This window comes from Campylobacter gastrosuis (assembly GCF_030249845.1).
GTDB classification, from domain to species: Bacteria; Campylobacterota; Campylobacteria; order Campylobacterales; family Campylobacteraceae; genus Campylobacter_A; species Campylobacter_A gastrosuis.
In genome coordinates, this window is sequence record NZ_JANURM010000020.1 from 20,342 (window position 1) to 30,973 (window position 10,632).

Below are 10,632 nucleotides of genomic sequence, written 5' to 3' on the forward strand. Positions count from 1 at the left end.
GGCAAAAATGCAAACGTTTAATAAGACAAATAGCCAGATTGAGCTTTTAGCACCAGCAAAAAAACCAGCCACAAACAGCAAAAAAGATGACAACGACGAGTTTTTAAATATGGTCTTAAACGCTGCTAGTAGCCGTGCAAAACAGGGCGAAACAATCAGCGAAAAGGACGTCAAAGAGATCGCAAAATCGGTCAATATGCAAAACCAAAGCGAGCTAAAAACCCAAGAAGAAGCAAGCATCAAAATCGCCGATGATTTAGCTACAAAGCTTGATGAAGCGACAAAAAATGAGCTTTATGAAAATGCAAATTTTATGCAACTTCTGCAAGTGCTTGAAATTTTAAACGGCGGCGAACAGGTCAGCAAATATCCAAATTTTAGCGACAAAATCGCAGCCTTTTTAAGCAACGCCCAAAATGTCGCAGAGCTTAGCGAGGTAAAAAGCATTAGTGAGCTTTTGGATTTGGCTAAAAAATTTGATTTAGGGCTTGAAAAAATCACAATTAGCGAAACGGACGTTAAAAATTTAAACGAAATGTTTAAAAATTTAGGCAAAAATGAGTTTTTTACGCCAGTTTTACCGCCAAAACCACAACTATTAAGCAGTGAGCTAAAAAATCAAGTAGAACACGTAATAAATCAAGCCCCAAAAGAGCCAAAAATCGGACTAAATGAGCTTTTAAAAGAGGTCGCAAAAGAAAAACCAATAACCACTCAAAACACGACAACTACGCCACAAAACACCGATGATGAGACAAACACAGATGATGGCGTAACGCAAAATTTAATCAAACAACCAGCTCAACAAACCCTGCCAGATGAAGCCGAGCCAGAGATAAAACAAGCCACTCAAAATACGCAAAATTTTACGCAAAATGAGGGCAAAAAAGAGCAAAAAATCAACCTACAATCGCTTTTATACCCTGAAAGAGAGCAAAATTTAAGCGATGAAACAAGCCAAAATAGCGAACAAAATAGCAACAACGAGCTAAACTCAATGGTAAAAGATGTCGTTAAAAACGCACAATCTCAAATCCAAAATAGAGTCGCCGTCCGTGAAACGCTCTCAAATTTTTCACAAACACTAGCCGAGCAGGTCGCAAACTACAAAGCCCCATTTACTAGGGTAAATATCACGCTAAATCCGCTAAATTTAGGCGAAGTTGAGGTAACAATGCTAAATCGTGGCAACAACCTACACATAAATTTCAGCTCAACCACAACTACGATGAACCTATTTTTACAAAACCAAGCCGAATTTAAATCAAACCTCGTAAATATGGGCTTTACACAGCTTGAAATGAACTTTTCAGACCAAAATCAGAAAAAAGAGCAAGGGCAAAAAGCCTACAAAAATAACGCCCAAGATGAAAATTTCACAGAAAATGACGAGCAAGTCCTGCTAGAACTTGTCATCCCAAGATACATTTAAAGGATAAAAAATGGCAAACGTAGTAGATACACAATATCAATTTACAGCGGATAAAATCCAAGCCAAAAAAGACGCAGCCGCAGCTGAAAAAGCAAGTGGGACAAACCCAAAATCACAGCTTGACAAGGACGCTTTTATGAAGCTTTTATTAACCGAGCTTCAATACCAAGACCCAACAAGCCCAATGGATACAGAAAAAATGCTAACTCAAACCAGCCAGTTAGCCACGCTTGAAATGCAAGAGAATACAAACTCAGCGATGAAGGACTTAGTCGCTCAGCTTAAATCAAATTCAAGTATGTATGCCCTTTCAGCACTTGGCAAAATGGCAAGTCTAGGCACCGATAACTTCGTGCTAAAAGCAGAAGATAAGTCAATGGATATTCCGGTTTATTTTGAAAATGGCGCAAGCTCTGGCGTGGTGCAAATTTTTGACGGCTCGGCAAGTGATGCTAAGCTGGTGCGTGAAATTTCATTTAAGGATTTAAGCGCTGGGACAAATAAAATCAAGTGGGATACGATAACAGACGGCGGAGCGGTGGCAAAAGAGGGCGTTTATTACGTTAAAGTCGCTTACGTTGATGCAAAGACTGGCATTTCACGCACGGCAAAATACGGCGAATATCCAGTTGAGAGCGTGAAATTTATTGACGGCAAGGCAAATGTAAAAATCGCTGGCGAATATCAGCCAGTAGATAAAATCGCAGAATTTTACGACAACACTTCAAAAAATAATGGATAAAAGATGATACGTGGATTTTACAACGGCGTAAGTGGCATAAAGACCCAAAGCTTCGGTATGGACGTGTGGAGCAACAACATCTCAAACATAAACAACGTAGGTTTTAAGGCTTCAACGCCCGAGTTTAAAAGTATCTTTTATCAAAGTATGGTAAGTGCTGGTAACAACCCAACAACCGACCAAGTAGGGCTTGGAGCAGTAAAACAAGCCACAGCCCTAGATATGAGTAACGGCACTTATCAAAACACCGACAATAAATTTGACTTTGCAATACAAGGCGACGGATTTTTTGGGGTTAAGGACAGATACGGCGCGACTTATTACACTAGAAACGGCGCTTTTGACATTGATGCGGCTGGGAATTTAGTAGATGTTACGGGTAAATTCGTGCAAGGGACAATGAATGCCCTAACTCCAATCACGCCAAGCCAAAACGCCCTATCAATTTATGGCAACAAAAACGGAGCAGTAGAGGCTTACAGCGTGGCAGAAAATGCAAATTTAGCCCTAACTGACCCAAATGCCCAGCAAAACATAAAACTACCAAATTTCTTATATCAACCAGCCAAAGCCACGACAAAACTTGATATTGTTGGCAACCTAAACTCAACAAGAATAAACGAAACCACCGAAATTACGCTTGATGAGAATTCCTACACTTACACGCTTGATAACACGGCAAAAACGCTAAATATAAGTGGTGTGGTAACAGACAGCCCAAATGTGCAAAAATTCAGGGCAAATGACAACATAACAATAAAAATTTCAGATGATAGCGGTAAATTTAGCGAGTTTAGGACGCAGGTTGATGAAAACGGAGCATTTAGCCTAAATGACGCAAGACTCGCCTATCTTGACCTTGACACGGCTAAAATTTCAGCCTCATTAACGACAAATCAAGAGATACCAAACACTCAAAAGATGAGTAGCGAAATTTTCACTGCCACTGGCGAGAAAAATCTGCTAACCCTAAACTACACCAAAAAAGTCCCGCAAGGCAGCGACACGACGACTTGGGACGTGGTGGCTACTATCACGGATAAAGACGGCAATGAAGTGGCATCAAACACCGGCACGCTAGTCTTTGGCGATAATGCAACCCTACAAAGCACCACGATTACAGAGGTTGGTGGCGTAGCGCTAAATTTCACCGACCAAAGCACGACAAATGGCGTTTATCGTGGCTTAACAAGCGGTGCTTTTGCAAGTAGCACACAGCTTACAAAGGATGGCTATGACGAGGGCGTTTTAAAGAGTTATGAGGTCGTTGATGAAGGCACGATTATGGCAGTTTTTAACAACGGCAACGCCTTTTCGGTCGCAAAAGTGGCACTTTATCACTTTCAAAATGATCAAGGACTTGCTAAAATGAGCGAAAATGTCTATGCAAAAACATCAAATTCCGGAGAGCCAATCTTTTACAAAGATCAATCAGGAGCTACGATTTTAGGGGCTAAAATCTCATCAAACCGCCTTGAAATGAGTAACGTTGATCTAGGCACGGCACTTACTGAAATCATCGTAATCCAAAAGGCGTATGACGCTAGCTCAAAGTCAATCACGACAAGCGATGAGATGATACAAACTGCCATTCAGATGAAAAAATAGCTAATCAATCGCTAACGCCCAGCGATAAAACGGCACGACCTCGCACCTAATGCCCTCAAACGCCTTAAAATCGGCGTTTGAAACGCTAATGATCTGAATTTTAGTGATATTTAGGGCTTTGAAATTTGCGTGGAGTTTTTGGAATTTTAAAAGTGCGATTTTTGCGTCTAAAAACGGCAAGCAAAGCACTCCAAGCCCACGCTTTGGCAGGTAAAAGTCAAGCTCTTTTGTGTAAAAAATCTCACTATTTAGCTTTAAAAGCTCACAAAAAACGGCGTTTTTAAAGCTCTGTGTAAAGTCTTTTTTTAGGCTTAGAGCGTTTTTTAGGGCAAAATTTGCAAAAAAGAGCCGATTTTTTGCCCCGTGCTCACTAAATTTTGGCACGTTTAAAATATATCCAAGCTCACAAAGCTCGTTAAATCCGCTATAAACGCTATTTTTTGAAATTTTCATCTTTTGTTTTAGAGCTTTAAAAATTTCAAAGGCACTCACATTTAGGCTTACAAAATTTGCACACTCTTTTATGATAGATAAGTTTAAAAAACTAAGTTTTGATTTTAGCTCGTTTTGTAAAATTTCAGCGTTAAAACTAGCGTCAATAAAGGCACTTTTTAGCGAAACGCCGTGTGCTAAAAAATGGCTAAAAAGCATACTTTCATCAAGATTTTTTTTAAAAAAAAGTATAAATTCCTCGTAATCAAGATAGCCTAAAAAAATAGTAGAAAACGGGCTAAAATTTAGCGTTTTATTTTGCGTCGTGATGATTAAAAACTCGTTTTTTACCTGATTTTTTAAAATTTCAATCTCACTTTGAGTTTTTACGCCCTCAACACAAACAGCCCTTATCTCATCGTGGCTTTTTAAAAACTTGCCCAAACTCCCCAAAATTTCATCAACCCTTAAATCAGATAGGTCAATGTATAATCTCTCATTTGTCTTAAATCTGCTTAAAAACTCGCAAACAAGGGCAGTTTTACCGCTACCGCTTGCTCCGATGATCAGGGTTTTATCTGCTGTGATTTTTACTTTTCTGTCTATGAATTTTATATTTTTTAACGGCATTTGATATAAAATTTCAACCATTTTTTATCCCTTAAAAAATTAAAAATTATAGCAACTAAATTATAAAATTTGATACAAATTTAAATAAAAATGCTAAAATATATCAAAATTCAAAACGAGTGTTTATTGTTATGAAAAAAGCATTTACAATGGTTGAGGTTATCTTTGTTATCGTTATCTTAGGCATTTTAGCAGCTGTGGCTATACCAAAGCTAGTTGCTACAAGAGATGACGCTGAGATAGCAAAAACCGCTAAAAATTTAAGCACCATTATAAGCGATATTGGCGTTTATTACACTTCAAAGGCGACTTTGGCACCAAATTTAAAGGATATGACAAACGTTCAGGTTCTTTATGGGGTTGGGCTAAAAGAGAATGTAATCCTTTCAAGTGGCAACAAGGGCTGTATTGTAATTAGCCTAGTAAGAGAGGGCGAAAATAACGATGAAAAGCCAATTCATCTAAGATTATCTGAAAATAAAGATGGAGCAACTCTTGCAAATGGCGAACACATATCTGGTCAAAAGGGCGATAGGCTTTGTGAGAAGCTGTGGAAAACAAAGAACATAAAGGATATTTTGTCAGTTCGCTTTAACTACATAAGCAAGGACGCGCAAAGTGGTGCGACTACCACGAAGTCATCAGACTCTGGCGAGGTAAGACTTGGCGGGTCAGCCGTAACTTGGTAAGGGGAGAAAATGGGGGATAAAAGGGCATTTACGATGGTTGAGCTTATCTTTGTCATCGTGATTTTAGGCATTTTAGCAGCGGTTGGCGTCTCAAAGCTAAGTGCCACAAGAACGGACGCTGAAATAGTAAAACTCGTAGCAAACCTAAACGGCTTAATAAACGACGTGCAAAGCTACTACGCAACCCAGCACAAGGCAGCAGACAGCCTAAAAGCGATGACAAATGTCGGCTTTGAGCGTATTGATGACTACACAGGGCATCTTTTAAGCTTTGGCAAAAAGTGCGTAAAAATCGGCTTTATTGAAACAACCGCCAACAAACCAGCACACCTAAAAATCAGCGATGGCGATGATAAAGAAACGAGCATTTGCACAAAAATTCTAACCTCAAAACCACTTGCCGAGTTTAAAAATATGGACTTTAAATACAATCTAGAAAGCGGTGGCGGGCTAGCTAGTGGGACGACTAGCCCAAAGGGCGAAATTTTGGTTGAGCCACAAGCCATAGTCGTTTGGTAGCTAGAAATTTCGTAGTTTTATATCTAAATTTGTCTTGATTTTAGTGGTATCAAAGCTGTTTTTTGGCTCGTTTAAAGAGCCAAAATTTTGCTTGGTGGGTAAGAAATTTTGTAAAAAATAGCTGTTTTTATAGCCGTTTTGCTCTAAAAATTTTGCCATTTTTGACACGTCATCTTCGTTTAAAATATCAGCGTGAATTGTCGTTCTAACTTCAAAATCAAAGTTTAAATCTATTAAAAATCGCAAGGTTTTAGCAAAATTTTCATATAAATTTGAGCCAGTAACGGCGTGAAATTTCTCCTTTGTCGCCTTAAAATCAAGCGAGATAAAGTCAATTAGATTTTGATTTATTGCCGTTTTTAAAACACTAAAATTTGTCCCATTTGTATCTACTTTGACCTTAAAATTTCGCCTTTTTACCTCGCTTAAAAGCTCTAAAAAATGCGCGCTTAACGTGCATTCGCCACCGCTAAATACAACGGCTTCAAGCCTGTTTTGTCGCTCGTTTAGAAATTTCATCAGCTCATCAAATGTGATTTTAGCTTTGCCAAGCACGACAGGGACGTTGTAGCAATAAACACAGCGCATATTACACCCACTAAACCAAAGCACAGCAGAGAGTTTATTAGCATAATCAGTCATCGTAAAAGGCGTGATGTCAAAGATATTTAAATCTGCCATCTGTTTTGTTTAAAAATGCCTAAAACAAAAATCGTTTCATCAAAAATTATGTAAGGGATTACGTATCCATCTACGATTAAATCACGTGCATTTGGCTTTAAAACAGCCTTGCTTGGGCGATTTGCGTTTGGTAAAATTTTTAAGTTTAGGCACTTTTCTTTTATATTTTGCACGAAATTTTCAGCTCTATCTAGGCTATCAAGTGCGATAAAATTTCTAATTTCGTTTAATTCATCTAGGAATTTTTGATTAAATTTTATCTGCATAAACTCCGCTTTTTATGCTATCTATCGCCATTAAAGCCTCGTTTTCATCTACAAAACCAGCCCCGCTTAAAGCGTCATCTGCCCTTTTATTTAGCTCGTAAATATAGGCATCATCATTGATAAATAGCCTTTTTTGAGCGTGATTTGCCAAAGATATGGCGACTGCTTTTATCTGCTCTATTAGTTGCTCATCAGCCTTAAAAGTTACGCTTGTCATTAAAAATCCTTTGTGCTATTTTAACAAATTTAAAATTAACACTCAACAAATTTCACTCTCTCCTTGTGTTCGCCTTTTTTGCCTAGATTAAAGCTCTCAACTGGGCGATGATAGCCCATTACACGTGTATAAACCACGCATTTTGTGCGTTTGTCAGCGTATTTTTTTAAAATTTCATCTCTTTTCATCTGTTCTCCTTTTGATATTCATTTACTATCTCTTCATCGCAAAGCGGACAAAACTCGTGCTCACCAGCGATATATCCGTGTTTCTCGCAGACACTAAATATCGGCGTTATCGTGATATAAGGCAGGGTGTAGTTTGTTAGTATGTTTTTTACTAGCGTTTTACAAGCGGTTGCCGAACTGATACGCTCTTTCATATAAAGGTGAAACACGGTGCCACCAGTGTAAGCGCTTTGAAGCTCATCTTGCAAATCTAGGGCTTTAAACGGGTCGTCCGTGAAATTTGCAGGGAGTTGGGTTGAGTTTGTGTAGTAGATATTTTCGCCACTTCCAGCTTGTATGATATCATCGTAGCGTTTTTTATCCTCTTTTGCAAAGCGATATGTCGTGCCCTCAGCCGGTGTGGCTTCAAGGTTGTAAAGGTTGCCGGTTTGTTCTTGAAATTCTTTGATTTTTTCACGTAAGAAATTTATCATTTCAAGTGCAAACTCACGCCCAAAATCACTTGCGATGCTCTCCTTATCGTCCGTGAAATTCCTTAAAAGCTCGTTCATACCATTTATACCAATCGTGCTAAAATGGTTATTAAAGTGCTTTAAATACCTAGCCGTGTAAGGATAAAGCCCACGCTCATACATATCGGTTATAAATTTTCGCTTCTTTTCTAGCGTTGATTTTGCAAGGTTTAAAAGGTAGGTTAGGCGTGTGTAAAGCCCCTTTTTATCGCCTTTATAAAGATAGCCAAGTCGCGCTAAATTTATTGTTACAACGCCAATTGACCCAGTCATCTCAGCACTGCCAAAAAGCCCACCACCACGTTTTAAAAGCTCTCTTAAATCAAGCTGTAAGCGACAGCACATTGAGCGGATGTGGCCTGGTTTGTAGGCATTTTCGTTTGGCACTAGATTGCCGTTTTCATCTTTTTTGTATTGTGAGCCGATGAAATTTTGAAAGTAGCTTGACCCCATTTTTGCGGTATTTTCAAAGATAATCTGTGCGATATCGCTATCCCAGTTGAAATTTTCAGTGATATTTATCGTTGGTATCGGGAAGGTAAATGGCTGTGAGTTTTTATCGCCAGTTGTTAGCACCTCATAAAATGCCTTTGTTATACGCTTCATCTCTGGCTCAAAATCGCTGTAAGTAAGCTCAATTAGGCTATTTTTGCCACGCTCTTTTGCTTTATTTAGCAAATTTTCATCATCAATATTTTTAAATAGATGAATATCATTTGCCGTTGGAATTTGAGCCTTTAAATCATCAGGGCAGGTTATATCAATCGTAACGTTTGTAAATGGGCTTTGACCCCAACGTGCAGGGACATTTAGGTTAAAAACAAAGCTAGTTATCGCCTTTTTAATCTCTAAATCGCTTAAATCATCTTTAAAAACGTAAGGCGCAAGATATGTATCAAAGCTAGAAAAAGCCTGAGCACCTGCCCATTCAGATTGCAAAATGCCTAAAAAATTTGCCATTTGGCTTAGTGCTTCTCTAAAATGACGTGGAGGACGGCTCTCCACACGCCCACGAACGCCGTTAAAGCCCTCATTTAATAGCGCCCTTAGCGACCAACCAGCACAATACCCAGTCAAGCAGTCAAGGTCGTGTATGTGATAGTCAGCCTCTCTGTGTGCTAAGCCCTCTTCTTTGCTATAAACGGCGTCAAGCCAGTAGTTTGCGATGACTTTGCCGGCAGTGTTGTTAATTAGCCCAGCGTTTGAGTAGCTTGTGTTTGAGTTTGCAGCGATTCGCCAGTCGGATTTGCCGATGTATTCGTTGATTGTTTGGGTTGAGTTTATGTAGGTCGTATCCTCATTTAGCCCTAAAATTTGCTCTCTTTGCATTTTGTGAGTGTGGCGATAGAGCATAAATGACTTTAAAACGCTAAAATATCCGCCCCTAAAAAGCTCACTCTCAATGGCGTCTTGCACGTCCTCAACGCTGATTATATCGGTGTATTCAAAGACTTTTTGCACCACATTTGTAAAAATTTGCTCATCGTAGCTTTCGTTTTCACTCGCAAACGCCTTTTTTATCGCATCTACGATTTTATAGGCTTTAAATTCCTCTTTTTTACCATCTCGCTTTAAAATTTCTCTCATTTTTGCCCCTTTTTAAAGGCGAAAGTATAGGCAATTTTAGCTTAAAATTTAAGTTTTAAAAATTAGTTAAACGATAAAAATTATCATAAAAACATAAAAATTTCATTTTAATTTTAAGTTTATAAATTTAAAATTTTACGTTAAAAACGCTATTATTTATAAAATTTCAATTTTAAAGCTTATAAAAAATATTTAATTTATTTTTTAAAAAATATAATACAAAATTCCAAGCCCAAAAATATCAGCCAAAGCGTGAGATAAGAAGTATGGATAGAGATTTTTAACCCTTAATCTCTCATACAACAAAAAGTAAATGCACCCCAAAATAAGCGTGATACCAAGTGCTGACGCTACGCCTTGATAGGTGTGAAACGAGAAGCGGACAAATAAGGAGTAGATAAAAACGCCCTTTATAATCTTAGGATTTACACTAAGGCAGAGTGCGATAAAGAAAAATTCCTCGTAAAAGCCGTTAAAAAGCGAGTAGATGATGATTGAGGTATCAATGTAAGATGAGGCTGGATAGGCTACGCCAAAAACGTCTAAAAGCCAAAAATAGCCGTCCATTAAAAGGGCTAAAAAGCAGAATAAAATCACGCTAAAAATCGTGCTTTTTAGTGTGATTTGAAATTTCAAAACGCTAAAACCATACTTTATAAACCTTAAATAAATAAAAGCTAAACCAAACAGGCAAAGCTGAATGGCAAAACCTAAATAATTATCCCTTTGGCTAAAATCCGTAACGCTTGAAAAATCGCTCGTGCCACTTAGAAAATATATCGTTGAAGTGTAGGTGGCATAGCCAAAAAATATCGCTGAAAGCACAAAAATATCAGTAAATCGCAACTCTTTTAACATAAAAAACCTTTTTTGGATTATTTTAGCAAAAATTAGGTGTTGATATTTTAAACCTTTTGCATTCTAGTAAAATTAAATTTCAACACTTTTTCATTGCTGCTTTGTGTGTTTTTTGGTATTCGTATAATCAGCAAAAAAGGGGCATTGCCCCCTTAATTAAAATTTCTTTTTTCTAACGTCAGCGACGATGGCTTTTGCCATATCATCAACTTCGGCGGTTACTTCGTTTGTGCGGTTTGCTACGCCTACATTTGCACGAGTTAGGTTATCA

Annotated in this window: 12 protein-coding genes; 5 read left to right on the plus strand and 7 right to left on the minus strand. The window is 38.1% G+C overall.

All coding sequences use genetic code 11. The features are described 5' to 3' along the window. The first annotated feature begins 7 nt into the window (after positions 1-7). The 3 genes from fliK to NYG85_RS10425 are packed head-to-tail and all read left to right on the plus strand — an operon-like array spanning position 8 to position 3,782. Complete coding sequence (gene fliK / locus NYG85_RS10415; protein ID WP_284938510.1) at positions 8-1,432, plus strand: flagellar hook-length control protein FliK; 1,425 nt, start codon at positions 8-10, stop codon at positions 1,430-1,432. 10 nt (positions 1,433-1,442) lie between these two features. Continuing rightward, the gene (locus NYG85_RS10420) at positions 1,443-2,174 is read left to right on the plus strand and encodes a flagellar basal body rod modification protein (protein WP_284938511.1); all 732 of its coding nucleotides are present in this window, start codon (positions 1,443-1,445) and stop codon (positions 2,172-2,174) included. A gap of 3 nt (positions 2,175-2,177) precedes the next feature. Then, positions 2,178-3,782, plus strand: a complete 1,605-nt coding sequence (locus tag NYG85_RS10425; protein ID WP_284938513.1) for a flagellar hook-basal body complex protein — start codon at positions 2,178-2,180, stop codon at positions 3,780-3,782. On the opposite strand, the gene NYG85_RS10430 is transcribed toward NYG85_RS10425, so the two are convergent. Further along, positions 3,783-4,865 carry an ATP-binding protein gene (locus NYG85_RS10430; protein ID WP_284938514.1) on the minus strand — a complete coding sequence of 361 codons (1,083 nt, stop codon included), beginning with the start codon at positions 4,863-4,865 and terminating at the stop codon, positions 3,783-3,785. It lies immediately after the preceding gene. A gap of 110 nt (positions 4,866-4,975) precedes the next feature. On the opposite strand from NYG85_RS10430, the gene NYG85_RS10435 reads away from it, so the two are divergent. After that, positions 4,976-5,533, plus strand: coding sequence for a type II secretion system protein (locus tag NYG85_RS10435; RefSeq protein ID WP_284938515.1), 558 nt, complete (start codon positions 4,976-4,978; stop codon positions 5,531-5,533). A 9-nt stretch (positions 5,534-5,542) separates the two neighbouring features. Beyond that, positions 5,543-6,052 carry a type II secretion system protein gene (locus tag NYG85_RS10440; protein WP_284938516.1) on the plus strand — a complete coding sequence of 170 codons (510 nt, stop codon included), beginning with the start codon at positions 5,543-5,545 and terminating at the stop codon, positions 6,050-6,052. Here the strand turns inward: NYG85_RS10440 and NYG85_RS10445 are convergent, their stop codons facing one another. The 6 genes from NYG85_RS10445 to NYG85_RS10470 form a co-directional block, all read right to left on the minus strand. Then, entirely contained in the window at positions 6,053-6,733 is a 681-nt protein-coding gene (locus tag NYG85_RS10445) for an anaerobic ribonucleoside-triphosphate reductase activating protein (protein ID WP_284938518.1), read from the minus strand. It lies immediately after the preceding gene. After that, positions 6,721-6,999: a type II toxin-antitoxin system RelE/ParE family toxin gene (locus tag NYG85_RS10450; RefSeq protein WP_284938520.1), complete on the minus strand. Its 279-nt coding sequence runs from the start codon at positions 6,997-6,999 to the stop codon at positions 6,721-6,723. Before NYG85_RS10450 ends, NYG85_RS10445 begins: the two co-directional genes overlap by 13 nt. Further along, positions 6,983-7,216, minus strand: coding sequence for a hypothetical protein (locus NYG85_RS10455; protein WP_284938522.1), 234 nt, complete (start codon positions 7,214-7,216; stop codon positions 6,983-6,985). The genes NYG85_RS10450 and NYG85_RS10455 overlap by 17 nt, the downstream gene beginning before the upstream one ends. 35 nt (positions 7,217-7,251) lie before the next feature. Further along, positions 7,252-7,404, minus strand: a complete 153-nt coding sequence (nrdD, locus tag NYG85_RS10460; protein ID WP_169764477.1) for an anaerobic ribonucleoside-triphosphate reductase — start codon at positions 7,402-7,404, stop codon at positions 7,252-7,254. After that, positions 7,401-9,503 (minus strand): ribonucleoside triphosphate reductase, encoded by a 2,103-nt coding sequence (locus NYG85_RS10465; protein WP_284938523.1) that lies wholly within the window; start codon positions 9,501-9,503, stop codon positions 7,401-7,403. Before NYG85_RS10465 ends, nrdD begins: the two co-directional genes overlap by 4 nt. A 204-nt stretch (positions 9,504-9,707) precedes the next feature. Next, positions 9,708-10,361, minus strand: coding sequence for a CPBP family glutamic-type intramembrane protease (locus NYG85_RS10470; protein WP_284938524.1), 654 nt, complete (start codon positions 10,359-10,361; stop codon positions 9,708-9,710). Between the last annotated feature and the right edge of the window lie 271 nt (positions 10,362-10,632).

What these genes read in the sequence shown, in the direction of transcription:
- nrdD (WP_169764477.1), bottom strand. Translation starts at nt 7,404, where the DNA reads ATGAAAAGAGATGAAATTTTAAAAAAATACGCTGACAAACGCACAAAA.
- fliK (WP_284938510.1), top strand. Translation starts at nt 8, where the DNA reads ATGCAAACGTTTAATAAGACAAATAGCCAGATTGAGCTTTTAGCACCA.
- NYG85_RS10435 (WP_284938515.1), top strand. Translation starts at nt 4,976, where the DNA reads ATGAAAAAAGCATTTACAATGGTTGAGGTTATCTTTGTTATCGTTATC.
- NYG85_RS10440 (WP_284938516.1), top strand. Translation starts at nt 5,543, where the DNA reads ATGGGGGATAAAAGGGCATTTACGATGGTTGAGCTTATCTTTGTCATC.
- NYG85_RS10450 (WP_284938520.1), bottom strand. Translation starts at nt 6,999, where the DNA reads ATGCAGATAAAATTTAATCAAAAATTCCTAGATGAATTAAACGAAATT.
- NYG85_RS10470 (WP_284938524.1), bottom strand. Translation starts at nt 10,361, where the DNA reads ATGTTAAAAGAGTTGCGATTTACTGATATTTTTGTGCTTTCAGCGATA.
- NYG85_RS10455 (WP_284938522.1), bottom strand. Translation starts at nt 7,216, where the DNA reads ATGACAAGCGTAACTTTTAAGGCTGATGAGCAACTAATAGAGCAGATA.
- NYG85_RS10425 (WP_284938513.1), top strand. Translation starts at nt 2,178, where the DNA reads ATGATACGTGGATTTTACAACGGCGTAAGTGGCATAAAGACCCAAAGC.
- NYG85_RS10420 (WP_284938511.1), top strand. Translation starts at nt 1,443, where the DNA reads ATGGCAAACGTAGTAGATACACAATATCAATTTACAGCGGATAAAATC.
- NYG85_RS10445 (WP_284938518.1), bottom strand. Translation starts at nt 6,733, where the DNA reads ATGGCAGATTTAAATATCTTTGACATCACGCCTTTTACGATGACTGAT.
- NYG85_RS10465 (WP_284938523.1), bottom strand. Translation starts at nt 9,503, where the DNA reads ATGAGAGAAATTTTAAAGCGAGATGGTAAAAAAGAGGAATTTAAAGCC.
- NYG85_RS10430 (WP_284938514.1), bottom strand. Translation starts at nt 4,865, where the DNA reads ATGGTTGAAATTTTATATCAAATGCCGTTAAAAAATATAAAATTCATA.